Annotated in this window: 20 protein-coding genes and 1 tRNA gene; 14 read left to right on the top strand and 7 right to left on the bottom strand. The window is 68.8% G+C overall.

Annotated elements, in window-relative coordinates; all coding sequences use genetic code 11:
- Positions 1-3: 3 nt before the first annotated feature.
- The 3 genes from EOINJALH_RS12545 to EOINJALH_RS12535 are packed head-to-tail and all read right to left on the bottom strand — an operon-like array spanning position 4 to position 4,641.
- Positions 4-1,449: an ABC transporter permease gene (locus EOINJALH_RS12545; protein ID WP_088280699.1), complete on the bottom strand. Its 1,446-nt coding sequence runs from the start codon at positions 1,447-1,449 to the stop codon at positions 4-6.
- Entirely contained in the window at positions 1,449-2,432 is a 984-nt protein-coding gene (locus EOINJALH_RS12540; protein ID WP_088280698.1) for an ABC transporter permease, read from the bottom strand. Before EOINJALH_RS12540 ends, EOINJALH_RS12545 begins: the two co-directional genes overlap by 1 nt.
- Before the next feature lie 13 nt (positions 2,433-2,445).
- Complete coding sequence (locus EOINJALH_RS12535) at positions 2,446-4,641, bottom strand: ABC transporter substrate-binding protein (protein WP_088280697.1); 2,196 nt, start codon at positions 4,639-4,641, stop codon at positions 2,446-2,448.
- A 368-nt stretch (positions 4,642-5,009) separates the two neighbouring features.
- On the opposite strand from EOINJALH_RS12535, the gene EOINJALH_RS12530 reads away from it, so the two are divergent.
- From EOINJALH_RS12530 to EOINJALH_RS12505, 6 genes are all read left to right on the top strand, one after another.
- Positions 5,010-6,110: an ABC transporter ATP-binding protein gene (locus tag EOINJALH_RS12530; protein WP_088280696.1), complete on the top strand. Its 1,101-nt coding sequence runs from the start codon at positions 5,010-5,012 to the stop codon at positions 6,108-6,110.
- Positions 6,111-6,154: 44 nt separating this feature from the next.
- On the top strand, positions 6,155-7,189 hold the full coding sequence (locus EOINJALH_RS12525; protein WP_088280695.1) for an ABC transporter substrate-binding protein: 1,035 nt from the start codon (positions 6,155-6,157) through the stop codon (positions 7,187-7,189).
- 27 nt (positions 7,190-7,216) lie between these two features.
- Complete coding sequence (locus EOINJALH_RS12520; RefSeq protein ID WP_088280694.1) at positions 7,217-8,485, top strand: ABC transporter permease; 1,269 nt, start codon at positions 7,217-7,219, stop codon at positions 8,483-8,485.
- Positions 8,486-8,492: 7 nt separating this feature from the next.
- Positions 8,493-9,308 (top strand): ABC transporter permease, encoded by an 816-nt coding sequence (locus EOINJALH_RS12515; protein ID WP_088280693.1) that lies wholly within the window; start codon positions 8,493-8,495, stop codon positions 9,306-9,308.
- A gap of 70 nt (positions 9,309-9,378) precedes the next feature.
- Positions 9,379-10,320 (top strand): agmatinase, encoded by a 942-nt coding sequence (gene speB, locus EOINJALH_RS12510; RefSeq protein ID WP_088280692.1) that lies wholly within the window; start codon positions 9,379-9,381, stop codon positions 10,318-10,320.
- A 64-nt stretch (positions 10,321-10,384) separates the two neighbouring features.
- The gene (locus EOINJALH_RS12505; RefSeq protein WP_088280691.1) at positions 10,385-11,863 is read left to right on the top strand and encodes an NAD-dependent succinate-semialdehyde dehydrogenase; all 1,479 of its coding nucleotides are present in this window, start codon (positions 10,385-10,387) and stop codon (positions 11,861-11,863) included.
- 39 nt (positions 11,864-11,902) lie between these two features.
- On the opposite strand, the gene EOINJALH_RS12500 is transcribed toward EOINJALH_RS12505, so the two are convergent.
- Together EOINJALH_RS12500 and EOINJALH_RS12495 are read right to left on the bottom strand one after the other, a co-directional pair.
- The gene (locus EOINJALH_RS12500) at positions 11,903-12,802 is read right to left on the bottom strand and encodes a GGDEF domain-containing protein (RefSeq protein WP_144289995.1); all 900 of its coding nucleotides are present in this window, start codon (positions 12,800-12,802) and stop codon (positions 11,903-11,905) included.
- A gap of 102 nt (positions 12,803-12,904) precedes the next feature.
- A complete protein-coding gene (locus EOINJALH_RS12495; RefSeq protein WP_088280689.1) occupies positions 12,905-13,996 on the bottom strand; it encodes a DUF2855 family protein in 1,092 nt (363 codons plus the stop codon).
- 118 nt (positions 13,997-14,114) lie between these two features.
- Between EOINJALH_RS12495 and EOINJALH_RS12490 the strand changes: the two genes are divergently transcribed.
- Positions 14,115-14,188, top strand: a tRNA-Gly gene (locus EOINJALH_RS12490).
- Between the two features lie 50 nt (positions 14,189-14,238).
- On the opposite strand, the gene dacB is transcribed toward EOINJALH_RS12490, so the two are convergent.
- Entirely contained in the window at positions 14,239-15,642 is a 1,404-nt protein-coding gene (gene dacB, locus EOINJALH_RS12485; protein WP_144289994.1) for a D-alanyl-D-alanine carboxypeptidase/D-alanyl-D-alanine-endopeptidase, read from the bottom strand.
- A gap of 252 nt (positions 15,643-15,894) precedes the next feature.
- On the opposite strand from dacB, the gene trmB reads away from it, so the two are divergent.
- Both trmB and EOINJALH_RS12475 read left to right on the top strand, forming a co-directional pair.
- Positions 15,895-16,587 (top strand): tRNA (guanosine(46)-N7)-methyltransferase TrmB, encoded by a 693-nt coding sequence (trmB, locus tag EOINJALH_RS12480; RefSeq protein ID WP_088280687.1) that lies wholly within the window; start codon positions 15,895-15,897, stop codon positions 16,585-16,587.
- A gap of 70 nt (positions 16,588-16,657) precedes the next feature.
- Positions 16,658-17,128 (top strand): ribosomal protein L7/L12, encoded by a 471-nt coding sequence (locus EOINJALH_RS12475; protein WP_088280686.1) that lies wholly within the window; start codon positions 16,658-16,660, stop codon positions 17,126-17,128.
- 65 nt (positions 17,129-17,193) lie between these two features.
- On the opposite strand, the gene EOINJALH_RS12470 is transcribed toward EOINJALH_RS12475, so the two are convergent.
- Positions 17,194-18,018, bottom strand: coding sequence for an undecaprenyl-diphosphate phosphatase (locus tag EOINJALH_RS12470; protein WP_088280685.1), 825 nt, complete (start codon positions 18,016-18,018; stop codon positions 17,194-17,196).
- Between the two features lie 129 nt (positions 18,019-18,147).
- Between EOINJALH_RS12470 and EOINJALH_RS12465 the strand changes: the two genes are divergently transcribed.
- The 5 genes from EOINJALH_RS12465 to EOINJALH_RS12445 are packed head-to-tail and all read left to right on the top strand — an operon-like array spanning position 18,148 to position 24,230.
- Positions 18,148-18,798, top strand: a complete 651-nt coding sequence (locus EOINJALH_RS12465; RefSeq protein WP_088280684.1) for a TetR/AcrR family transcriptional regulator — start codon at positions 18,148-18,150, stop codon at positions 18,796-18,798.
- A gap of 16 nt (positions 18,799-18,814) precedes the next feature.
- The gene (locus EOINJALH_RS12460; RefSeq protein WP_088280683.1) at positions 18,815-20,029 is read left to right on the top strand and encodes an efflux RND transporter periplasmic adaptor subunit; all 1,215 of its coding nucleotides are present in this window, start codon (positions 18,815-18,817) and stop codon (positions 20,027-20,029) included.
- 12 nt (positions 20,030-20,041) lie between these two features.
- Complete coding sequence (locus EOINJALH_RS12455; protein WP_088280682.1) at positions 20,042-23,197, top strand: efflux RND transporter permease subunit; 3,156 nt, start codon at positions 20,042-20,044, stop codon at positions 23,195-23,197.
- Positions 23,198-23,232: 35 nt separating this feature from the next.
- Entirely contained in the window at positions 23,233-23,886 is a 654-nt protein-coding gene (locus EOINJALH_RS12450; RefSeq protein WP_088280681.1) for a protein-L-isoaspartate O-methyltransferase, read from the top strand.
- Positions 23,887-23,894: 8 nt separating this feature from the next.
- Positions 23,895-24,230, top strand: a complete 336-nt coding sequence (locus tag EOINJALH_RS12445) for a rhodanese-like domain-containing protein (RefSeq protein WP_088280680.1) — start codon at positions 23,895-23,897, stop codon at positions 24,228-24,230.
- Positions 24,231-24,238: the final 8 nt, after the last annotated feature.

Here is a 24,238-nt window from a genome sequence, read left to right as displayed (position 1 = left end):
TCCTCAGGCGGGCTTGCGCAGGCCCAGGCGGGGCCGCAGCGCGCGGGCGCGCGGGTCGAAGGCATCGCGCACGCCATCGGCGAAGAGGTTGGCCGCCAGCACCAGCGCCACCATGAAGCCGAAGGCGGCGGCGAAGGACCACCACACCACCGGGTCGCGGCTCATCTCGTTGCGCGCCATGTTGATCATGCCGCCGAAGCTGCTGGTCGACGGGTCGACACCCACGCCCACGTAGGTGAGCACGGCCTCGTAGAGGATCAAGTCGCTGAAGTTCAGTACGGTGGTGATCAGCACCAGGTGCATCACGTTGGGCAGGATGTGGCGGCCCATGATGCGCGGGGCGCTGACACCGAAGGCGGTGGCCGCCTGCACGAAATCGAGTTCGCGCAGCTTGAGCGTCTCGCCCCGCACCAGGCGGCACGGCGTGGCCCAGCCGGTGATGCCCAGGATGGCGCAGAGCAGGAAGACCTTCAGATCGGATCGCTCGGCACCGGTCTCGAACCACTCGGGGTGCTTGTCCAGTGCCACCTGCACCATCAGCACGCAGGCGGCAATGAGCAGCACGTTGGGCACCGACGACAGCGTGGTGTAGAGGTATTGCACGGCCTCGTCGACCCAGCCCTTGAAGTAGCCGGCCAGGATGCCCAGCGACACGGCGATGGGCAACGTGGCCAGGGTGGAGAGCATGCCGATGACGAAGGCGGTGCGCACGCTCTTGAGCGTCTGCACCAGCACGTCGTTGCCGGTGCGGTCGGTGCCGAAGACATGGTAGTGGCCCATCAGCGCGATCACCGGGCCCGCCACGGCGCAGGCCACCGCCACGGTGAGAAGGGCCGACCGCAATGGGTAGCGCGTGCGGTCGGCGGCGATGTCGTGCCAGGCCTGCGCCATGCCTCCATGACGGCGCCCCAGTGCCGCGGCCACCACCGCGGCGGCGACCATTGCCAAGGCCAGCCCGCCCAACAGGCCGACGCCGGCACGCGTTGCCACGTCGGCTCGCCATTCACGCTCGGGATCTGTCAGATGGGCACCGCCATGCAGCAGGCGTGGCAGCTCGCGCAGGGTCTGCCCGTCGCGAGTGACCGTCTCCTTGGTGATGCCGCGGTAGGCCAATGGCGCCGAGTAGCTGGTCTCGCGCATCGCCAGTTGCCTGGCCAGCACCAGGTCGAGCAGCGATTCGGTGCGGCTGTCGTAGAACACCTGCCCGCCGGGGCGGCTGGCTTCGGCCGGCAGGGCCCGGCGGAAGTGCACGCTGTCGATCGCGGTCAGCAGCATGAAGGCCAGCAGCACCAGGCCGGCGCACAACGCTGCGGGGTCGAGCAGCACCTTGCGCCAGGTGGCGCGCAGGTGGTCGTGCCGGGATACGCGCCAGGCATAGCCCGCGATGGACGCGAACATGGCCCACAGCGCCGCATCGGTCCAGAGCAGGACGAACTTGAAATCGGCCATCACGACAACCTCACGCGCGGGTCGACCCAGGTGTAGGCGATGTCGATCAGCACATTGCTGAGGATGTACAGCACCGACCCCAGGAACACCATCGTGCGCACGATGGCGAAATCCTGCCCGCTGATCGCCTCGATGACGAAGGCGCCCAGGCCGGGGATGCCGAAGAAGCTCTCGAACACCAGGCTCCCGAGGAACACATAGGGCAGGTAGGAGCCCGCGCTGGTGATGATCGGGATCAGCGCATTGCGCAGCACATGGCGGAACAGCACCACCGTCTCCGACAGCCCCTTGGCGCGGGCGGTGCGCACGTAGTCCTTGCCTATCTCCTCGAGGAACATGGCCCGGTACAGCCGCGCCTCGCCGCCCAGGCGCGACAGCAGTGACAGCACCACCGGCAGCACCAGGAAGCGCACCGCATCCAGCCCTGGCGCGAAACCCGAGATGGGCACCAGTCGCAGCACACGCGAGAACATGAACTGGCCGACGATGATGTAGAACAGGCTGGAGATCGACAGCATCAGCACGCACAGCACGACCCCCCAGAAGTCGATGCGGCTGTGCCGGAAGAACACCAGCATCAGCGAGAACGTGACGCTGACAATGAGCTGCAAGATGAACAGTGGCACCGCCAACTGCAGGCTCACCCCCATGCGCGTGGCCACCTCATGGCCGATGTCGGTGGAACGCGCCGAATCGCTGCGGCCGAAGTTCAGCATCATCAGCGACACCGAGCGCTCCCACAGCACGGTGCGCGTCGCCTTGTCTGTGCCCTGGGCCGCGGGGTTCCAGTACAGCGGCTTGTCGTAGCCGCGCTCGGACTTCCATTTCTCGATCTGGTTCTGCGTGATGCGCTTGCCACCGATGTTGAGCCGCGCCATGTCATCGGGCGTGTTGACGGTGAAGAACAGGAAGAAGGTGAGCAGGTTGACGCCGATGAGGATCAGCACCCCGTAGCCGAGGCGGCGCGCGATGTAGCCAAGCATGCGTGTGTGCCCTTCAGGCCCGCGCCGCGCGGCGCGCGGTGGCGGTCTCGCGGGCGAGGAAGCTGCGGCGGGCGCCCCAGGCCGCGGCCAGCAGAACCAGCGCCAGCAGCGCCATCGGCCAGACGACCGGCTGGTTCCACTCGGCCTGCTTGCGGGCCCGCAGGGCGGGGTCGAGCCGGTAGTACTTGGCCATGTCGCGGATCATGATGCTGGGCTTGCCGTTGTGCACCCACTGCTGGAAGGCCAGACCGCCCCACGGGAAGTAGCCGAAGGACCAGGGCGAATCGGCCTGCACGATGGCCACCATGCGATCGACCAGGTCCTGCTTGGCCGGGCCGTCCTCCAGCGTCTGCAATTGGCGGTACAGCGCGTCGTAGTCGGGGTTGTCGTAGTTGGCGTAGTTGTCGCCCTGGTGCTTCGAACGCGCGATCGGGCCGTACAGCAGGAACAGGAAGTTCTCGGCATCGGGGTAGTCGGCCAGCCAGCCGCCCCAGAAGATCTGGTGCTTGCCCTTGAGCGTCTTGTCCTGGTACTGATTGAAGTCGGTGGCCCGCACTTCCAGTTGCACGCCCAGCTTGGCGAACTGCTTGGCCATCCAGTCGTTCTCGCTCTTGAACTCGGGCGTGATGGCGCGCTGGAAGTCGTAGTTCAGCACCAGGGGCTTGCCGCTGACGGCGTCTCGCCCCCCCGGGTAGCCGGCCTCGGCCAGCAGCTTGCGGGCGTCCTCGATCGGGCGCCGCACCGGCTTGCCATCGACCAGCACGTGGGTGACGGGGTTGTGGAAGCCGTCCTTGCCCTCGCGCGATCCGAACAGCCCGGGCGGCACCGGGCTGTGTGCCGCCATGCCGCCCTTGTGCTTGAAGATGCGGCCATAGCCCTCCTCCCAGTCGATGGCGATGGAGATGGCCTGGCGCAGCTTGCGGTTCTTCGCGGCCTGCTCCGGCGTGTCGCCCTTGCCGACCACCGGGTCGAGCATGTTGAAGCCGAGGTACCAGTTGGAGATGTCCGTCATCACCGGGAACTGGAAGCCCCGCTCGTCGTACAGCCGCTTGACGTCGTCGGAATCGTCGGCGTCGTTGCGGAAGTCCACCCCCCATTCCGGCCGCTCGATCTCGGGAACGTCGAAGAAGCCCTGCTTGAACTTGTCCTTGCGCGGCACCTTCTCCTTCTCGATCGTCACGTACAGCGTGTCGATGAAGGGCATGGTCTTGCCGCAGTCGTCCAGCAATCCGGCGGCCTTGTCCTCGGGCATGCCCTCACAGGGATACGGCTCACCCCGGTAGTTGGGGTTGCGCTTCATCACGTGGCGGCGGTCGCGCACGAACTCGGCCATCATGTACGGGCCCGTGCCCACCGGCCACTGGTTGAGCGACAGGCCGTTCTCGCTCATGCCCGGCTGGGCATAGAACGCATCGGCCTCCCAGGGCACGGGCGCGAGGAAAGGCAAGGCCATCCAGTAGCTCCACTGCGGGTACTTGCCCTTCAGCCGGATGCGCCAGGTGTACTTGTCGACGGCGCTGGTGCCGGCCAGCGGCCATTGCCGGAAGTCGAGGAAGGGCTTGTCGCGCACGTCCTCGGGCAGACCCTTCAGGAGCTTGGCGTCCTCGCGCTTGATCAGGTCGGCATACTCTTTCAGGCCGATCACGTAATCGGCAAAGACGGCGAACACCGGCGCCTCGATGCGCGTGGTGGCATGGCGCTTGAGCGCATAGACGAAGTCGTCGGCCACGAGTTCACGCGTGCCCTGGTGCTCGAAGTCGAAAGGCGATCGCCTGGTGCCGAGTTGGCCTGGCGTCAAGGCCAGGTTCAGGTGCTTGCCCTGCGCGTCGACGGCGAACGCCGGGTGCGGCTGGAACTTCACGCCGGGACGGATCTTCACGTCGTACACGCTCTCGGCGATGGCCTCTGCAGGGGCGTCGTCGGGCAAGGTCTTGCCGTCCTTGTCGAGATAGCGAGGTCGTGCCAGCTCGAGCGTCGACTTCGGGATCAGCGTGTACGGACGCTTCAGGTAGTGGTAGCCATAAGGCGGCTCATAGATCTGGAAGGTGTAGGCCGACTCCGGGTTGGAGTAGGACGCCGTGGGATCCAGGTAGCGCGGCGAGCGCTCGTCGAACGAATAGAACAGCGTGTTCTCACGCTCCGCGCCGGCCGGATAGGGGCTGTTGTTGCAGCCGGTGAGCAGCATGCACAGCAGCACGACCCGGGCCATCGTGCCCCAGGCCCTGGCCCGAAGGCCTGCTCGATCACTGCCATCCAACACATCGCCGCGCATGCGGACACTCCAGGTGCACCGGTCTCGAAGGGGTGGCCCGAGCGCCCTGCCCTGCCACCAGGCTGCAAAGGCAAGCCTCGAAGGCGCCGCATTCTAGGGGCCGGCCGGTGTGCCGCGCCTGGGGGTTGCTCCCGGTTCGCGCCATCGCGGTGCATGCCTGCGCGCACCCCGATGGCGCACCCGCGACACGGCCGGGTTCTGTACCGGCCCATCTCCCGATACAGTGCACTCCGCGCCGCGCCGCTCTGTACATGGCGCCCCGGGGGCCCCCGCCCTACATTGCGCGGCGCCCAGACCACGAGACCATGCCGCACACCCCGCCACCCGCCCCCGATGCCCTCGTCCAGTTCCGCGGGGTGCAGAAGACCTACGACGGTCGGGCGCTCGTCGTTCGATCGCTCGACCTGGACATCCGGCGCGGCGAATTCCTGTCCCTGCTGGGCCCCTCGGGATCGGGCAAGACCACCTGCCTGATGATGCTGGCGGGCTTCGAATCGCCCACCGCGGGCGAGATCCTGCTGGACGGCGCGCCCATCACCCGCACGCCGCCGCACAAGCGCAACTTCGGCATGGTGTTCCAGAACTACGCGCTGTTCCCGCACCTGCGGGTGGCCGACAACGTGGCCTATCCCTTGACCGTGCGCAAGGTGCCGAAGGCCGAGATCGAGCATCGCGTGGCCAAGGCGCTGGCGATGGTGCAGCTGTCGGGCCGCGACCAGGCCTACCCGTCGCAGCTGTCGGGCGGCCAGCAGCAGCGCGTGGCCCTGGCCCGTGCGCTGGTGTTCGAGCCACAGCTGGTGCTGATGGACGAGCCGCTCGGTGCGCTCGACAAGCAACTGCGCGAGCACATGCAGATCGAGCTGAAGGAACTGCACCGCGCGCTGGGCGTCACCTTCGTCTACGTCACCCACGACCAGGGCGAGGCGCTGACGATGAGCGATCGGGTGGCCGTGTTCAACGATGGCGAGATCCAGCAGATCGACGCGGTGGAGCGGCTCTACGAGACCCCGGCCAACCGCTTCGTCGCGGGCTTTGTCGGCGACAGCACGGCCTTGACCGGCACCGTGGGGGCGGCCAATGCCTTCAGTGCCGAACTCGTGCTGCCCACGGGCGAGCGGCTGGCCGGCGTCAACGTCAACGGCGCGCTGTCGGGCGCGGCGGTGGTGGCCTCGGTGCGGCCCGAACGCATCGAAGCCCTCTTCACCCCGCCCGAGAACCGCGGCAACACGCTCGAGGCCGCCGTCAACGACGTCATCTACTTCGGCGACCACCTGCGCCTGCGCTGCGCCCTGCCCGGCCAGGCGCCGGCCACCGTCAAGCTGCCGCTGTCGTCAGGCGAGCAACCGGTGGCCGGGCAGACCGTCTGGCTGCACTTTCCCACGCCCTACCTGCGGTTGTACGCTTGAGCTGCATCGCATCGCTTCACCCCCCGAGAGAAGGAGACCCTCCGATGAAAACCACGCACCTCGTCGCCCTGATCGCCGCCCTGTTCGCCGGACCTGTCCTGGCCCAGTCGCAGCTCACCGTCGTCAACTTCGGCGGCGCCAATGCCAATGCGCAGAAGAAGGCTTACTACGAGCCCTTCGAGAAGGCCAGCGGCACCAAGGTGGTGTCGGTCGAGTACAACGGCGAGCAGGCCAAGGTCAAGGCCATGGTCGAGGCCAAGAAGGTCACCTGGGACGTGGTCGAGCTCGAATCGCCCGACGTCGGCCGCGGCTGCGACGAAGGCCTGTTCGAGAAGCTCGACTACACCAAGATCGGCAGCAAGGCCGACTTCGCACCCAAGGCCGCGGTCACCGACTGCGGCGTCGGCATCTTCGTCTGGTCCACCGTGATGGCCTACAACGGCGACAAGCTGAAGGACGGCCCCAAGACCTGGGCCGATTTCTGGGACGTGAAGAAGTTTCCCGGCAAGCGCGCCATGCGCAAGGGCGCCCGCTACAACGTCGAGTTCGCGCTGCTGGCCGACGGCGTGAAGGTTGAGGACGTTTACAAGGTGCTGGCCACGCCGGCTGGTGCAGAACGCGCGTTCAAGAAACTCACCGAACTGAAGCCCAACATCCAGTGGTGGGAGGCCGGCGCCCAGCCGCCGCAGTTCCTGGTGGCCGGCGACGTGGTCATGGCCACGGCCTACAACGGCCGCATCGATGCCGCGGCGCGCGAGGGCAAGAACCTCAGGATCAACTGGGCCAACCAGATCTATGACCTGGAGTACTACGGCATCGTGAAGGGGTCGCCCAACCGCGACGCCGCCTACAAGTACCTGGCCTTCGCGCTGGGCGCCGACGCCCAGGCCGAGTACGCCCGCAACATCGCCTACGGGCCCACCAACACCAAGGCGCTGGCCAAGCTCGACCCGAAGACGCTGGGCAACCTGCCGACGGCGCCGGCCAATGCGGCGGGTAGCCTGGAGTTCAACATCAAGTTCTGGGCCGACCAGGGCGAGGCGCTCGAGAAGCGCTTCGCGTCCTGGGCCACCCAGTAAGCCGCTGCGTCCGGGCCTAGCCGCGCCATGACCACCGCCACGCTCGCGGCGCCCGCCACCATCGGATCGCCGGAACTGGCGCGCTCGCTGCAGCGCGCCGAGGCCCGGCGCCGGTGGACGGCGATCGCGCTGACGCTGCCGCTGCTGGTGTTCCTGCTGTTGACGCTGCTGGTGCCCATCGGCGCGCTGCTGGTGCGCGCCATCGAGAACCCGGAGGTGGCGCGCAGCCTGCCGCTCACCGGCGAGGCACTGGCACGCTGGGACCGCACGTCCGAACCGCCGGCGGCGGCCTTCGCAGCCATCGCCAAGGACCTCGCCAGCCTGGACGAAGGCGCCCAGGCCGGCGCATTGGCGCGCCGCCTGAACAGCGAGGTGCCCGGCGGCCGTTCGCTGGTGATGGGCACCTATCGCGCCGCCGTGGGCGACTGGAAGGACCAGCCCGCGTCGAACGACTTCCAGGTGCGCGAGCGCATGCTGGCGCTCGACCCACGCTGGGCCGAGTTGCCCTACTGGCAGGCGATCGCGAAGAACGCCGCGCGCTGGACGCCCGACTACCTGCTCACGTCGGTGGACCTGAAGCGCAGCGTCGATGGCGCCATCGAGCAGGTGGCGCCCGACCAGCGCGTGTTCTCGCGCATCCTGCTGCGCACCTTCGAGATCAGCGCCGTCGTCACGCTGGCCTGCCTGCTGCTGGGCTACCCGCTGGCCTACTGGCTGTCCACCCTGCCCGCGCGCAGCGCCAACGTGCTGATGATCCTGGTGCTGGTGCCGTTCTGGACCTCGATCCTGGTGCGCGTGGCCGCCTGGATCGTGCTGCTGCAGCGCGAGGGGCTGGTGAACAAGGCGCTGGTCTCCCTGTCCGTCGTCGCCGAGCCGATCGCGCTGCTGTTCAACCGCACCGGGGTGATCATCTCGATGACGCACATCCTGCTGCCCTTCATGATCCTGCCGCTGTACAGCGTGATGAAGTCGGTGCCGCCCACCTACCTGCGGGCGGCGGTGTCGCTGGGCAGCCCTCCGCTGGCCGCGTTCTTCCGCGTCTATGTGCCGCAGACCTGGCCGGGCGTCGGCGCCGGCGGCCTGCTGGTCTTCATCCTGAGCATCGGCTACTACGTCACGCCTGCGCTTCTGGGCGGGCCCAACGACCAGATGCTGTCGTACTACATCGCCCAGTACACCAACGTCGACGTGAACTGGGGCATGGCCTGCGCCCTGGGCACCGTGCTGCTGGCCGCCACCCTGGTGCTGTACGCGGTGTACCGGCGCTTCGCCAGGGCTGAACTCAGTCTCGGATGACCCAGGGATGAAGCTGCCCATCTTCCCCGCCTACTACACGCCGTTCGACAAGGCAGGCTGGTGGGCCTTGCGCCTGTTTGCGATCGCCGTGCTGGCCTACCTGCTGCTGCCCATCCTGGTGATCGTGCCGCTGTCGTTCTCGGCCAGTTCGTTCCTGTCGTACCCGATGCCGGGCTTCAGCCTGCAGTGGTACGAGAACCTCTTCACCTCGCCCGAGTGGGGCCGCGCCGCGAGAAACAGCTTCATCGTGGCCCCGGCCGCCACGCTCGTCGCCACCGTGCTGGGCACGCTCACCGCGGTGGGACTGGCGCGCGTGCAGTTCCCGGGCAAGGGCCTGCTGATGAGCGTGCTGATCGCGCCGATGGTGGTGCCCATCGTCGTGGTCGGCGTGGCCACCTACCTGTTCTTTGCCCGCATCGGGCTGTCCGACACCTACCTCGGGCTGATCCTGGTGCATGCGGCCCTGGGGGCGCCCTTCGTCGTGACCACCGTGCTGGCCACGCTGCAGGGCTTCAATCACAACCTGGTGCGGGCCAGCCTCAGTCTGGGTGCCAACCCGGTGGAGACCTTCTTCCGCGTCACGCTGCCAGTGATCGCGCCGGGCGTCATCTCGGGGGCGCTGTTCGCCTTCGCCACCTCATTCGACGAGGTCGTCGTCACGCTCTTCCTGGCCGGGCCGACGCAGGTGACGCTGCCACGGCAGATGTTCACCGGCATCCGCGAGAACATCAACCCGACCATCGCTGCCGTGGCCACGCTGCTGACGATCTTCACCACGGCACTGATGCTGGCGCTCGAATGGATCCGCGGTCGCAGGGCATGAGCCCCGCCCGGCCGTCCGAAGGGGCTCATGCCCGCTTGGCGGGACGGGCCGCAGGCCCACGGGTGCTCCCATGAAGAACCAGCCGCTGGGCGGCAACGAGATGCCGCGCTTCGGCGGCATCGCCACGATGATGCGGTTGCCGCAGGCCGAATCGCCACTGGGGCTGGACGCGGCCTTCATCGGCGTGCCGCTCGACATCGGCACCAGCCACCGCCCCGGGGCACGCTTCGGTCCGCGGCAGATCCGCGCCGAGTCGGCACTGATCCGCCCCTACAACATGGCCACTGGCGCGGCGCCGTTCGACAGCCTGCAGGTGGCCGACCTGGGCGACGTGCCGATCAACACCTACTCGCTCGAGAAGTCGGTCGCCCTCATCGAGGCCTTCTACCGGCCGGTGCTGGCCGCCGGTTGCAGGCCGTTGACGCTGGGTGGCGACCACACCATCGCGCTGCCCATCCTGCGCGCCGTCGCCGCCACACACGGCCCGGTGGCGCTGGTGCATGTCGACGCCCACGCTGATGTCAACGACGACATGTTCGGCGAACGCATCGCCCACGGCACGCCCTTCCGCCGTGCCGTGGAGGAAGGTCTGCTGCTCACCGATCGCGTGTGGCAGATCGGCCTGCGCGGCACGGGCTACGCGGCGGACGACTTCGATTGGCCACGCCGCCAGGGCTTCACGCTGGTGCCCGCGCACGAGGTGTGGTTCCAGTCGCTGGCGCCGCTGATGGCCACGGTGCGAGAGCGCATCGGCGACCGGCCGTGCTACCTCAGCTTCGACATCGACGGCATCGACCCCGCCTACGCCGGCGGCACCGGCACGCCCGAGATCGGCGGCCTGTCGGTGCCACAGGCGCTGGAGATCATCCGCGGCTGCCACGGCCTGAACCTCGTCGGCGCCGACCTGGTCGAGGTTTCGCCACCCTACGACACCAGCGGCAACACCGCGCTGCTGGGCGCCAACCTGCTGTACGAGATGCTGTGCGTGTTGCCGGGCGTGACGACCCGCTGACGCCTGCGCGTCGTTGGCGCGGCACGCCACGCGCTAGAGTCGCACGATTGTTCTGGAGAACCCGATGGACATGAAGACTTCCCCCCTGTCGACGCTGAACGACCCGAGTCTGCTCAAGACCGACGCCCTGATCGGCGGCGAGTGGGTGGCCGGCAACCGCCGCTTCGACGTCACCGACCCGGCCACCGGCCTGAAGCTGGCCGACGTGGCCAACCTCGACCCCTCCCAGGTCCACACCGCGATCGTCGCCGCCGACAAGGCCTGGGGCCCCTGGCGCACCAAGACGGCCAAGGAACGCGCCGCGATCATGATGAAGTGGTTCCACCTGCTGCACCAGCACGCGGACGACCTGGCGCGCATCATGACCGCCGAGCAGGGCAAGCCGCTGGCCGAGGCCAAGGGCGAGGTCACCTATGGCGCCAGCTTCATCGAGTGGTTTGCCGAGGAAGCCCGCCGAATCTACGGCGAGACCATCCCCACCACCGACGCCAACAAGCGCTACATCGTCATCAAGCAGCCCATCGGCGTGTGCGCGGCGATCACGCCGTGGAACTTCCCGATCGCGATGATCACGCGCAAGGTGGCCCCAGCGTTGGCCGCCGGCTGCACCGTGATCATCAAGCCGGCCGAGGCCACGCCGCTGTCGGCGCTTGCCGTGGCCGAACTGGCCCAGCGCGCCGGCATGCCGGCCGGCGTGCTCAACATTGTCACGGCCGATGCCGAGGGCTCGATCGAGGTGGGCAAGGTGCTGTGCTCGAGCGACGTGGTGCGCCACCTGTCGTTCACCGGCTCCACCGAAGTGGGCCGCATCCTGGCCCGCCAGTGCGCGCCAACCATCAAGAAGATCTCGCTCGAACTCGGCGGCAATGCGCCCTTCATCGTCTTCGACGACGCCGACATCGACTCGGCCGTCGAGGGCGCGATGGTCAGCAAGTACCGCAATGCTGGCCAGACCTGCGTCTGCGCCAACCGCATGTACGTGCAAGCCGGCGTGTACGACGCCTTCGTCGCCAAGCTGGCCGCCAAGGCCGGTGGCATCAAGGTGGGCAATGGCTTCGAGCCAGGCGTCAACCAGGGCCCGATGATCGACGAGCAGGGCTTGGCCAAGGTCGAATCGCATGTGGCGGACGCGGTGTCGAAGGGCGCGCGGGTGGTGGTGGGCGGCACGCGCATCGGCGATCGCTTCTACACGCCCACGGTGCTGGCCGACGTCACGTCGGACATGCTGTGCTCGAAGGAAGAAACCTTCGGCCCGGTGGCCCCGGTGTTCCGCTTCGAGACCGAGGCCGAGGCCATCGAACTGGCCAACGCCACCGAGTTCGGGCTGGCCAGCTACTTCTACAGCCGCGACATCGGCCGCATCTTCCGCGTCGGCGAGGCGCTGGAGTACGGCATGGTGGGCATCAACACCGGCCTGATCTCGACCACCGAGGTGCCGTTCGGCGGCGTCAAGCAATCGGGCCTGGGCCGCGAAGGCGCCCGCCAGGGCGTCGACGACTATGTCGAGGTCAAGTACCTCTGCCTGGGCGATGTGCTGAAGTGAGTTGCGGTGGCGGCCCGGCCGGGTCACCGCCGCCGCTGATCACTCGTCGTTGGCCGCCGGGCTGCCGCCCCGTGGTGCCAGGCCGACCCGGCCCAGCGCATTCACGTCGCCCGCCTGCCCCAATGCCAGGCGCAGCAGCGAGTCGGCATCCTTGCCCTGGTCGGGGTAGCGGGCCACACCCAGGCGCACGGCCACCGCCACGTCCTGACCGGTGACCGAGAACGGGCGCTGCAGCGACGCGGCCAGCTTGGCCGCCACCCGGTTGCTGTCTTCGGGATCGTCGATCCAGGCCAGCATCACCGCAAAGCTGTCCACGCCGATGGCGGCCACCACGTCGCTGGCGCGCAGGCCCGAGCGCAGCCGCACCGCCACCTTGCGTCGCAGCACATTGGCGGCTTCGGCACCCAGACGGGCTTCAGTGGCCGCCAGGCCATCGATGCTGACGGCCAGCAGGGCCATCGCGGCGGGCTCGCGTTCTCGCAGGGCCAGCAGGTGGGTCATGTGCTCCATGAACTGGGCATGGTTGGGCAGGCCGGTGGCCAGGTCGGTGGCGTAGGCCTTGCGGGCCCCGCGCTCGAGGCGCTTGCGTTCGACCGCCAGGCGCAGCACCCGGGCCAGCGCGCCGACGCCCACCAGTTCGCGCTGCGGCAACACATCCTGCACGCCCAGGCGCAGCAAACGCAACGCATCGACGGCCTCGGGCTCGGGCACCACCACCACGACGGCCGACTCCAGCACCGCGCGGGCCAGGCCAGTCCAGGCCGCCAGCGACGCGGTGGAGGGCAACTGCAGCACGATGGCGTCGTAGCGCTGCTGGTCGAGTTCGGCCGAGACGTCGTCGAGCCGCGCGACCGTCTCCACGACGAAGGGGCCGTAGGCCGACGTGGCCAGGTCCGGCGCGCTGGAGCCGAGCAGCAACAGTTGAACAGGAGGGTTCATTTGGGAGATTCGACGGCGATCATGCCGCAGCGACTGCGTCGTCGCCACGATGGTAAATCCGGTGCATTGCCACGCGCTGACGGCGCCGATGGCCGACGCCGGCTACATCGACAGCATCTGGCCGTCGGTCGGGTCGAGTTGACCGTCCAGCAGCCGCAGGTAGACGGCTTGCACAGCAGCCGCACCATGGCTGTGCGTCACCGTCATCCACGGCGGGTCGGCCGATTGCAGGGCGGCGATGAAGCCCTCCCATCGCGCATGGAGCTTTTGTCGGAAGGCCACCGGGCCCCAGTCGGCCAGACGCTGCTGCGCCCGCGACGGCGCGAAGAACAGGGTCGGCCGTGGCCCGGCCAGCCGCTCCTGGCCGGCCAGGTCGGCCCAGTGCGTGCCACCGACGGCCGCGCTGTGCTGCAGCGCATCGCCGAAATGTCCATGCACCGCGCGCCGAAGGGTCGCGCTGCCGCTGAAGTCGACATAGACCACGGGCAACCCGGATGGCAGCGTGCCCACCGCATCGTAGGGCAGCACCTCGTCGTAGCAGCCCAGCGAACGGGTGAATGCCAGGTGGCTCGGTGACGTCAGGCCGATGAGTCGCGGACCGCTGCCGCGCAGGCAGAAGGCCATGCCGTAGGCCGTCTTGCTGGACGCGCTGGACACCAGCACCGTCTCGGCGCCGAAGGCCCGGTGCTCGGCCAGGAAGTCGGCCAGCAGGAAGGACGTGGTGAACAGCGGCCTGAGCAGCGCGATGTGGGCCTCGTGCTCGACGGCGTACCCGGGGTCTGTGCTGCACCGAACATACTGGTTGTAGATCAACGGCAGGTCGCGGCGGCAGGCCGTGGCATCGGTGAACCCGCCGGGTCCCAGCCGATCGGGCTGCAGCACCAGTTGGTGGCTCATCGGCCAGTAGCCGTAGAAGCGCTCGCCCACCGCCAGGCCGTCGACGCGCGACTCCACCACGTCGCCGAAGCCCCACACCGGGATGCGCCCCCAGGCCGGGTCGCCGCTCGGAAAGAAGCCCCAGTAGCGCATGGCGTCGCCGAAGGCTCCGTAGGTGATGTTGTTGGCGGTCAGCCCGAAGCTGACGATGGCCATGCGCACCTGCCCGTCGGCCAGTGGCTGTGAGGCCAGGGGATCGTCGACCACCTGCGTGCGATGCAGGTCGTGTCGGGCGACGAGGAAGTTTCGTGCGGTCATTGGTTGCGGTGCCCAGGAGAACGACGCCCGGTGACGTCGTGCACGCCATGCTGCCGCACGGAACAGGCGTCCGCCACGCTGGAAAGCCCGGTGCCCGCGCTACACTACGCCCCGCACCGCGGGTGTAGTTCAATGGTAGAACGGCAGCTTCCCAAGCTTCATACGAGGGTTCGATTCCCTTCACCCGCTCCAGACAAGACAAAGGGCCCCTCGCGGGCCCTGTGTCGTATGGCGGACGGCATTCAACCGTTCGTCGCCACCCACTCGATCAAGGCGTCCAGGGCCGGGGTGGCCCGGGGTGCCTCGGGGTGGTTCACCAGCGCGGTGACGGCATAGGCCTTGCCGCTGCGGGCGCGCACGTAGCCGGCCAGTGCCCGGGTGTCGATGAGGCTGCCGGTCTTCAGGAAAGCCACGCCGCGTGCAGGCCCGTCGGTCATGCGGTTGGCCAGCGTGCCGTCGACACCGGCCACCGGCAGGGAATCGACGAAGGCCTTCGACTGGGTGGATGCCCAGGCGCGCCGCAGCAGGTGAACCATGGCGCGCGGCTTGCCGCGTTCCTCGCGCGACAGCCCCGAGCCATTTTCGAGCGCGATGTCACCAGGCTGCAGGCCCTGGCGCTGCAGCCACGTGTCGACGCGGCGCCGGGCCTCGGCCATCGTCGCCGCCCGGTTCGGGAAGTCGTTGGCCAGCGACAGCATCAGGTTGCGCGCCCCGAGGTTGTCGCTGGTCTTGTTGATGTCGCGGATGACCGCGGGCAGTTCATCCGACTGGTGCACCATGAAGGGCAGCAGGGCCTCGCCGTCGGGCCCGGTGGGCAGGGGAGATTCGCGGTCGGGGCTGCGCTTGTCGATCACACGGCCCTTGAGCTTGCCTCCGGCCGCGCGCCACAGGCCTTCGACCGCACGCACGCTGAACTCGCCGTGCGACCACGGCGCCATGATCAGTTCCCGGGTGCCGCATTGCGGGCCCCATCGGCCCTGCACGCTGACCTGCGGAAAATCGGCGTCGCGCGTGGCCTGGGCAAACACCGTGCAACCCGGGCCCTTGGTCGACACCGCGTTGTCGACACGCACGCGTGCCATCGGCGGCGTCAGCGTGACGCTCGGGGGGCCCTTGGGTTCGGCCTGCACGGCGACGCGCAGCACGCCTTCGTCCAGCGTCAGCGCGTCGGGGCGCGCATGGTGCGGTCGCTCGGCGGTGGGTTCGGGCGTATGGGCGTGGTCGTGCTCGGTCAGTCGGAACGCAAAGCGGTCGAGCACGATGTCGCCCCACACCTCGCGCAAGCCCTGCGACTGCATCGACGCGAACCACTGCTGCAGGTCGGACGAACGCAGGTGGGCATTGCCCCCACCCACGATGACCAGGTCACCGAGCAGGCGGCCCTCGTGGATCGGTCCGCTGAGGAAGGCATGGGTGCGCCAGCGGTAGTGCGGCCCCAGCAGGTCGAGCGCGGCCAGCACGGTGACGACCTTGGCCGTCGAGGCCAGTTGGAACGGCAACTCGGCATTCAAGGCGGCCAGCGGTGTGGCACGCGGCCCCATGGCTTGCACCATCAGGCCGATGCTGTGCGGCGGCAGGCCTGCCGACGCCACCACGGGCCTCAGCGCGGCAGGCAGGCTGCTCCAGTCGACGGCAGGCTCGACCACGACCGGCACCTTGGGGGCCGGGGCCTTGGCCGCCAGAGCCGCTTCGGCCAGCCACGCGCCCGCCGCCAGCAGGCAAGCGCGCCGGCCAAGGGCGTGACGGGGCAACGATCGGGCAAAATTCCTCACACCTGAAGAATAGTCCCCGCCACCGGCTTCTCAAACGCAGAAGTACCGGCTCCTCCCCCGTTTGAACGAGATCTCGTGCGCCACCCCAGGCCCGCGCGCGTTCCGTCTGCCCCGACCCCGCCGACCATGAGCACCGACCCCTCGCCGTACCCGCGCCGCCCGATCCGAAGTTATGTGTTGCGGGCCGGCCGCATGGGCAGCGGCCAGGTGCGCGCACTGAAGGAACTGGCGCCGCGGTACTCGATCGGCTACGCCGCCACCTGCCTGGACCCAGTGGCGCTGTTCGGTCGACAGGCCCCGGTGGTGCTGGAGATCGGCTTCGGCATGGGCGACGCCACCGCCGCCATCGCCGCGGCCCACCCCGAGATCGATTTCATCGGGGTCGAGGTGCACGAGGCCGGCGTGGGCGCCCTGCTGCAGCGCATCGACGAGCGCGGGCTGGGCAACCTGCGGCTGATCCAGCACGATGCCGTCGAGGTGGTGCAGCACATGCTGGCGCCCGACTCGCTGGCCGGCATCCATGTGTACTTCCCGGACCCGTGGCACAAGAAGCGTCACCACAAACGGCGCCTGATCCAGCCTGCACTGGTGGCCTTGCTGGCGTCCCGCCTGGCGCCGGGCGGCACCCTGCACTGCGCCACCGACTGGGAAGACTACGCCGTACAGATGCTGGAGGTGTTGTCCGCCTGCCCTGCGCTGGAGAACACGGCCGAGGCATATGCGCCGCGACCGGAGATGCGCCCGCTGACCAAGTTCGAGCAGCGCGGGCTGAAGCTGGGCCACGGCGTCTGGGATCTGTTGTTCCGCCGCAGGGCTTGAAGCCCGATCGGTTCGCGGGGCGGGGCCGCCCGCCGCATACTCGATCCTTCCCCCGAGGCACGGAGGCTCCATGGCCGCAACCGGCAGTCCACTCCCCGACGACGTGATCGAGGCCTTGCGCCGCGGTGACATCCTCGAGGCCGTCAAGCGCCTGCGCGCCGCTGGCGGCGTGAGCCTGCGCGAGGCCAAGCGACTGATCGACGGTCAGGCGCGCACGGGCGCCAGCCAGGCGGCCGCACTGCCCACGGCGTCGGCCACCGTTCGGCCGGCCCTGCACACCGGTGTGGGCTTCCCGCCTGCGGTGGTCACCGCGCTCGCTCACGGCCACAAGCTCGAGGCCATCCGTCTGCTGCGCGAGCACAGCGGCCTCGGCCTGAAGGAAGCCAAGGATGCGATCGAGGCCTCGCCGCTGAGCATGGTCGCTGGCAGCGGCGGGCTGTCGCCCGGCGAAGTGCCGCGTTCGCGTGACAGCGTGTGGCCGCTGGTCGCCGCCGTGATTGCCGTGCTGGTGTGGTGGTTCTGGCGTCGCCAGGGCGGCTGACACGATTCGACCGCGAAAGGCCGGCGGCCGGTCGCGCTCAGCCGGTCGCGGTCAATCGGCCGCGGTCACTCGGCCCACTGCACCGCGCCCGTCCAGGCCGTCACCAGCACCACCAGACCGAAGGCGATGCGGTACCACGCAAAGGGCACGAAGCTGTGGCTGGCGATGTAGCGCAGCAGCCATCGCACGCACGCATAGGCGCTGATGAAGGACGCCACCAGACCCACCGCGAACATCGGCAGGTCGGCCATGCTGAGCAGCGCACGCTCCTTGTACAGGCTGTAGGCGCCGGCCCCCACCAGCGTGGGAATGGCCAGGAAGAAGCTGAAGTCGGTGGCGGCCTGGCGCGACAAGCCCAGCAACATGCCGCCGATGATGGTGGCGCCCGAGCGGCTGGTGCCCGGGATCATCGCCAGGCACTGCACCAGACCCACCTTCAAGGCATCCAGCGGCCCCATCTCGTCGACGGTGGCGATGCGCACCGACGACGCGGGCCGGCGTTCGGCCCACAGGATGATGAATCCGCCGATGATGAAGGTGCTGGCCACCACCGGCGCGGTGAACAGGTGCGCCTTGATCGCCTTGCCGAACGCCAGTCCCAGGATCACCGCCGGCAGGAAGCCGATGGCCACGTTCAGCACGAAGCGTCGGGCCTGGGCGCTGCTGGGCAGTTGCACCACCGCGTCGCGCAGACGCTGCCAGTAGACGATGATCACCGCGCCGATGGCGCCGGTCTGGATGGCGATGTCGAAGACCTTGGCCTTGGCGTCGGCCATGCCCAGCAACGAGCCCGCCAGGATCAGGTGGCCGGTGGACGAGATCGGCAGGAACTCGGTCAGGCCTTCGACCACCCCCATGATGGCGGCCTTCAGCAGCAGCACAGCGTCCAACACGTCTCTCCGGTCAAAGGCGCGGATCATAGCGGCCGGCCCTGGCTTGGTTTATATTACTGACCAGTCAGTCATTAAAAAGCCGTCGAACTGTGAATCGCTCACGCGATCCACGATGCCGCCTCCACTGTGAACGCCACCGACGCCCCCCATCGCCGCCGCCGCAAGGACGAGCGCCCGCAGGAACTGCTGGACGCGGCGCTCGAACTCTTCGTCGAGAAGGGCTTCGCGTCCACACGCACGGACGAGGTGGCCCTGAAGGCAGGGGTCTCCAAAGGCACGCTGTACCTCTACTTCCCCAGCAAGGAAGACCTGCTCAAGGCGGTGATCGCCCAGCACTTGTCGGACCGCATCTCGGAGGGCGCTGCGCTGGCCGCCGGCTTCAGCGGCAGCAGCGCCCAGTTGCTGCGCGACCTCCTTACGACCTGGTGGACCCAGCTCTACGACAGCCCGGCGTCCGGCGTGTTCAAGCTGGTGATCACCGAGGTGCGCAACTTTCCCGAGATCGCCGATTACTACCACCGCGAGGTGGTGGAGCGGGCCCATGTGCTGCTGGGTGGCGTGATCCAGCAAGGCATCGACCGCGGCGAATTCCGCGCGGTCGACGTGAACGTCGCGGTTCACTCGCTGGTCTTCCCGTTGATCATGCTCTGCCTGCACAAGCACTCGCTCGGCGCCTGTGCACCGTGCAGCATGGAGATCGACGGGCATCGCTTCATCCCTGACCACATCAACCTGCTGCTCGACGGCCTGTGCGCGCCGGGTGGCCGGGTAGAGTGATGCACAAAGGACGCGCATGAACAAGGGCCTGCGTGGCGCACTGGTGGCGGTCGCCGTGGTCGGCGTGGCGCTGGGCATCGCCCGTGTGATGTCGGGCCGCCAGGCGACCCAGGCCGCGGCCTCGGCGGCCAGTGCACCGGCCGAGCAGCGCTTGGAACTCGCGCCGACCGATGTCTTGCGCACCTCGAAAGGTGAGCTCGTCCGTGGCATCGAGGTGTCGGGCACTCTGAAGGCTGTCAACAGCGCCTTCGTCAAGGCCAAGGTGGCCGCCGAGTTGCGCGCGCTGTCTGTGCGCGAGGGCGACACCGTGCGCGCGGGCCAGGTGCTGGGCCAGTTCGACACCACCGAGTTCGAATGGCGGTTGCGCCAGACCGAGCAGCAGGCCGCCGCTGCCAAGGCGCAGCTCGACATCGCACGCCGCCAACTGCTGAACAACCAGGCCCTGGTGGCGCAGGGCTTCATCTCGCCCACGGCACTGGATACCGCCGTCTCCAGCGAAGCCGGCGCGCAGGCCACGCTGCAGGCGGCGATGGCGGCGGTGGAACTGGCACGCAAGGCGCGGGGCGATGCCACCATCGAAGCGCCCATCGGCGGCCTTGTCGCGCAGCGCTTGGTGCAACCGGGCGAGCGCGTGCCGGTCGACGGCCGCCTGCTCGAGATCGTCGACCTCTCGCGCATGGAACTGGAGGCCGCAGTGCCGCCCGCCGAGCTGGCCGCGCTGCGGGTCGGCCAGGTCGCCACCCTCACCATCGACGGCGGCACCGACCCCCTGCAGGCCACGGTGGCGCGCATCAACCCCAGCGCGCAGGCCGGCTCGCGGACGGTGACCGCCTACCTGGCCCTGGCGCCGCACCCGGCGCTGCGCCAGGGCCTGTTCGCCCGGGGCCGCATCGACCTGGAACGCCGGCAGTCGCTGCTGCTGCCGCTGTCGGCCGTGCGCAGCGACCAGGCGCGCCCCTATGCCATCCGGCTGGCCCAGGGCCGCACGGAGCGCGCCGACCTGCAACTGGGCAGCCGCGGCCAGTCCGGCGGCGTCGAATCGGTGGAGGTGCTGTCCGGTCTCGCCGACGGTGACACGGTGCTGGCTGGTTCGGTCGGCCTGGTGCCCAGCGGGGTGATGGTGCGCGTGGCAGCGCCCGCGCCTGCCGCCGCGGCAGCGTCGGCCGCCGCCACGCCGCAGGACCTGAAGGCCACCGTGCCGCCAGGCCTGAAGCCTGCTGCGGCGCGCTGAGCCTGCGCCGCCATGTGGTTCACCCGCGTCTCCATCGGCAACCCCGTCATGGCCGTGATGGTCATGCTGGCCTTCGTCGTGATGGGCCTGTTCTCGTACCAGCGGCTGAAGGTCGACCAGTTCCCCGACATCGACTTCCCCACCGTGGTGGTGCAGGTGGACTACCCCGGCGCGTCGCCCGAGATCGTCGAGAGCGAGGTGACCAAGAAGGTCGAGGAGGCCGTCAACACCATCGCCGGCATCAACCAGCTGTTCTCGCGCAGCTACGAGAGCGTGTCGGTGGTCATCGTGCAGTTCAACCTGGACGTCAATGGCCGCAAGGCCGCCGACGACGTGCGCGAGAAGCTGTCGATCGTCAAGGCCAGCTTCCGCGACGAGGTGAAGGAGCCGCGCGTGTCGCGCTTCGACCCGGCCAGCCGGCCGGTGTTCTCGCTGGCGCTGACCTCGCCGGACGGGTCGCGCAGCGTGCAGGAACTGACCACCTACGCCGACCAAGTGGTCAAGAAGCGGCTCGAGAACGTGCGCGGCGTGGGCTCGGTCACCCGCGTGGGCGGGGTCAAGCGCGAGATCAACGTCTACCTCAAGCCCGAGGCAATGGAGGCCTTCGGCATCGGCGTCGAATCGGTGCTGACCGCCACCCGCACCGAGAACCAGGACCTGCCGGCCGGCAGCCTGCACTCGCGCGAATCCGAGCGCATCGTGCAGGTCGAAGGCCGTGTCAAGCGGCCCGAAGACCTGGCGCAGGTCATCGTCGCCCGCCGCAACGGCCAGCCGGTGCGCCTGGGCCAGGTGGCCCAAGTGGTCGACGGCCCCGAGGAAGAAGAGACGCTGGCCCTCTACAACGGCCAGCGCACCCTCGCGCTCGAGGTGCTGAAGAGCCAGGGCGAGAACACGATCGAGGTCGTCGACGGCTTGGTCGCGGCGACCCAAGCCCTGCGCCCGCAGTTGCCCAAGGGTGTGGCGCTCGAGGTGGTGCGCGACAACTCGCGCCCCATCCGCGTGTCGGTGGCCAACGTCAAGCGCACGCTGTTCGAGGGGGCGCTGCTGACCATCGGCATCGTCTTCCTGTTCCTCAACAGCTGGCGCTCGACGGTCATCACCGGCCTGACGCTGCCCATCGCCCTGATCGGCACCTTCAGCGTCATGCACGCCTTCGGCTTCTCGATCAACATGATCACGCTGATGGCGATGAGCCTGTGCGTGGGCCTGCTGATCGACGATGCCATCGTCGTGCGCGAGAACATCGTGCGCCACGTGCAGATGGGCAAGAGCGCCCACGACGCCGCGCTCGAGGGCACCGACGAGATTGGCATGGCAGTGCTGGCCACCACGCTGTCCATCGTGGCGGTGTTCCTGCCGGTGGGCTTCATGGGCGGCATCATCGGCAAGTTCTTCCACGAGTTCGGCATCACGATCGTCGCGGCGGTGCTGATCTCGATGTTCGTGAGCTTCACGCTCGACCCGATGCTCAGTTCGATCTGGCACGACCCGGCCATCGACCGCGAAGGCCAGCCCTTCGTGCCCACCTCGTGGTACGACCACACGCTGGGTCGGCTGACGCACTGGGTGGACCGCGCCTCGCACCGCCTGGGCGAAGGCTACGTGGCCGCGCTCGATTGGTCGCTTCGCCACAAGGGTGCCACGCTGCTCATCGCCCTGGCCAGCCTGGTCGCGGTGGTGCCGCTGTCGCGACTGCTGGGCACCGAGTTCGTGCCCAAGGCCGATTTCTCCGAGACGGCGATCAACTTCTACACGCCGGTGGGGTCCTCGCTCGAGGCCACCGAAACACGCGCGCGCCAGGTCGACGCCATCCTGCGCGAGATGCCCGAGGTGCGCTACACGCTGTCCACCGTCAACACCGGCCAGGCGCAGGGCCGCAACTACGTCAGCGTCTATGTGCGGCTGGTCGACCGGCACCAGCGCACGCGCAGCGTCGACGAGATGTCGGGGCCGCTGCGTCAGCGGCTGCATCAGGTGGCCGGCATCACGGTCACGCACGTCGGCCTGCTCGACCCGGTGGGCGGCGGCAAGCCGATCTCGCTGTCCATCCAGGGGCCCGACCTGGCCCAGTTGCAGCGCCTCACCGACGAACTGATGGCACGCCTGCGCGCCGTGCCTGGGCTGGTCGACCTGGACACCAGCATGAAGCCGCCCAAGCCCACGCTGGCCATCGACGTGAAGCGCGAGGCGGCATCCGATCTGGGCCTGTCCATCGGCAGCATCACCAGTGCGCTGCGGGCGCTGGTGGCCGGCCAGACGGTGGGCGACTGGCGTGCCGCCGACGACCAGAACTACGACGTCAAGGTGCGGCTGGCACCGGCCGCACGCAACGAGGCGTCCGACCTGTCGCGGCTGGGGCTGGTGGCCGGCACCAATGCCGACGGCACGCCGCGCGTGGTGCGCCTTTCGCAGGTGGCCGACGTGCGGCCGGGCACCGGGCCCAACCAGATCAACCGCCGAGACCTGAACCGCGAATCCGAGCTCACCGCCAACACCTCGGGGCGCGCGCTCGGCGAGGTGTCGGCCGACATCCGCAAGGTGCTCGACGCCACGCCGCTGCCGCCGGGCTATGCCTACCGCTTCGGCGGCTCGACCAAGGACATGCAGGAATCCTTCGCCTACGCGGTGTCTGCGCTCGCCCTGGGCGTGGTGTTCATCTACATGATCCTGGCCTCGCAGTTCCGCAGCTTCCTGCAACCGCTGGCGCTGATGAGTTCGCTGCCGCTGACGCTGATCGGCGTCGTGCTCGCGCTGCTCATGTGGCGCTCGACGATGAACATGTTCTCGGTCATCGGCGTGGTCATGCTGATGGGCCTGGTGACCAAGAACGCGATCCTGCTGATCGACTTCGCCATCCGCGCGCGGCGCGACGAGGGCCTGGAGCGCACCCCGGCCCTGCTGCGGGCGGCCAAGGTGCGGTTGCGGCCCATCCTGATGACCACGCTGGCGATGATCTTCGGCATGCTGCCGCTGGCGATGGCGCTGAGCGAGGGCTCGGAGCAGCGGGCCCCGATGGGCCAGGCGGTGATCGGCGGCGTCATCACCTCGTCGGTGCTCACGCTGGTGGTGGTGCCCGTCATCTACTGCTGGCTCGACGACCTGGGCCAGTGGGCCCGTCGTCGCTTCGTGTCTGACCGGCGTCAGCCCGGTGCAGACCCGGCGAAATAGAATCCGCGTTTTCCCGAACCACCAGGATTCGCGCCATGAACATCGAACAGGCCCGCTTCAACATGATCGAGCAGCAGATCCGCCCCTGGGATGTGCTGGACCCCGCCGTGCTGTCGCTGCTGGCCATGGTGCGGCGAGAGGACTTCGTGCCCGCCGCCTACCGTGCGCTGGCCTTCGTCGATTGCGAGATCCCGATCGGCGACGACCAGGTCATGCTGGCCCCGCGCGTCGAGGCCCGCCTGCTGCAGGAAGCCCGCGTCCACCGCCACGAGAACGTGCTCGAGATCGGTGCCGGCTCGGGCTTCATGGCCGCGCTGCTGTCGCATCGGGCGCGATCGGTGGTCTCGCTCGAAATCCGCCCGGCGCTGGCGAAGATGGCCACCGACAACCTCCGCCGCGCCGCCATCTCCAACGCCACCGTGCGACAGGCCGATGGCGTGGGCGGCCTGCCGGGCGAGGCACCGTTCGACGTCATCGTGCTGTCGGGCTCGGTCGCTGCGGTGCCGCAGGCCCTGCTCGACCAACTCAAGCCGGGCGGCCGCCTGCTGGCCGTGGTCGGCGGCGAGCCGGTGATGCGCGCCATGCGCGTCAATTGCCTGGGCCCGCGCAGTTTCGCCAGCGACACGCTGTTCGACACCGTGGTGCCGCGCCTCGACGGCTTCGGCGAGGCTGGCGCCTTCCACTTCTGACCGCACCGATGCAGCAGTTGCCCGTCGCCTCGCTCCACGCGTTCATCCGCGGTGCGGCGGGGTCGCGGCCAGTGCTGCTGGACGTCCGCGAACCCTGGGAACTGGCCCTGGCCCGGCTCGACCTGCCCGGCACCCCGACAGTGCACATCCCGATCAACGACCTGCCGGGCCGGTTGGATGAACTCGACCCGGCGCAGCCCATCCTCGCCTTGTGTCATCACGGCATGCGCAGCATGCATTGCGTCGCATACCTGTTGCAGCAAGGCTATGCCGATGTGTACAACGTCGCCGGTGGCATCGACGCCTGGTCGATTCAGGTCGACCCGTCCGTGCCGAGATACTGATACCCTAC

The sequence above is a fragment of the Ideonella sp. A 288 genome (genome assembly GCF_002198735.1).
GTDB lineage: Bacteria > Pseudomonadota > Gammaproteobacteria > Burkholderiales > Burkholderiaceae_C > Pseudaquabacterium.
Note: the sequence above shows the minus strand (reverse complement) of the source record. Positions and strands in the feature narration are given on the sequence as shown.

What these genes read in the sequence shown, in the direction of transcription:
- EOINJALH_RS12545 (WP_088280699.1), bottom strand. Translation starts at nt 1,449, where the DNA reads ATGGCCGATTTCAAGTTCGTCCTGCTCTGGACCGATGCGGCGCTGTGG.
- EOINJALH_RS12540 (WP_088280698.1), bottom strand. Translation starts at nt 2,432, where the DNA reads ATGCTTGGCTACATCGCGCGCCGCCTCGGCTACGGGGTGCTGATCCTC.
- EOINJALH_RS12535 (WP_088280697.1), bottom strand. Translation starts at nt 4,641, where the DNA reads ATGGCCCGGGTCGTGCTGCTGTGCATGCTGCTCACCGGCTGCAACAAC.
- EOINJALH_RS12530 (WP_088280696.1), top strand. Translation starts at nt 5,010, where the DNA reads ATGCCGCACACCCCGCCACCCGCCCCCGATGCCCTCGTCCAGTTCCGC.
- EOINJALH_RS12525 (WP_088280695.1), top strand. Translation starts at nt 6,155, where the DNA reads ATGAAAACCACGCACCTCGTCGCCCTGATCGCCGCCCTGTTCGCCGGA.
- EOINJALH_RS12520 (WP_088280694.1), top strand. Translation starts at nt 7,217, where the DNA reads ATGACCACCGCCACGCTCGCGGCGCCCGCCACCATCGGATCGCCGGAA.
- EOINJALH_RS12515 (WP_088280693.1), top strand. Translation starts at nt 8,493, where the DNA reads ATGAAGCTGCCCATCTTCCCCGCCTACTACACGCCGTTCGACAAGGCA.
- speB (WP_088280692.1), top strand. Translation starts at nt 9,379, where the DNA reads ATGAAGAACCAGCCGCTGGGCGGCAACGAGATGCCGCGCTTCGGCGGC.
- EOINJALH_RS12505 (WP_088280691.1), top strand. Translation starts at nt 10,385, where the DNA reads ATGGACATGAAGACTTCCCCCCTGTCGACGCTGAACGACCCGAGTCTG.
- EOINJALH_RS12500 (WP_144289995.1), bottom strand. Translation starts at nt 12,802, where the DNA reads ATGAACCCTCCTGTTCAACTGTTGCTGCTCGGCTCCAGCGCGCCGGAC.
- EOINJALH_RS12495 (WP_088280689.1), bottom strand. Translation starts at nt 13,996, where the DNA reads ATGACCGCACGAAACTTCCTCGTCGCCCGACACGACCTGCATCGCACG.
- trmB (WP_088280687.1), top strand. Translation starts at nt 15,895, where the DNA reads ATGAGCACCGACCCCTCGCCGTACCCGCGCCGCCCGATCCGAAGTTAT.
- EOINJALH_RS12475 (WP_088280686.1), top strand. Translation starts at nt 16,658, where the DNA reads ATGGCCGCAACCGGCAGTCCACTCCCCGACGACGTGATCGAGGCCTTG.
- EOINJALH_RS12460 (WP_088280683.1), top strand. Translation starts at nt 18,815, where the DNA reads ATGAACAAGGGCCTGCGTGGCGCACTGGTGGCGGTCGCCGTGGTCGGC.
- EOINJALH_RS12455 (WP_088280682.1), top strand. Translation starts at nt 20,042, where the DNA reads ATGTGGTTCACCCGCGTCTCCATCGGCAACCCCGTCATGGCCGTGATG.
- EOINJALH_RS12450 (WP_088280681.1), top strand. Translation starts at nt 23,233, where the DNA reads ATGAACATCGAACAGGCCCGCTTCAACATGATCGAGCAGCAGATCCGC.
- EOINJALH_RS12445 (WP_088280680.1), top strand. Translation starts at nt 23,895, where the DNA reads ATGCAGCAGTTGCCCGTCGCCTCGCTCCACGCGTTCATCCGCGGTGCG.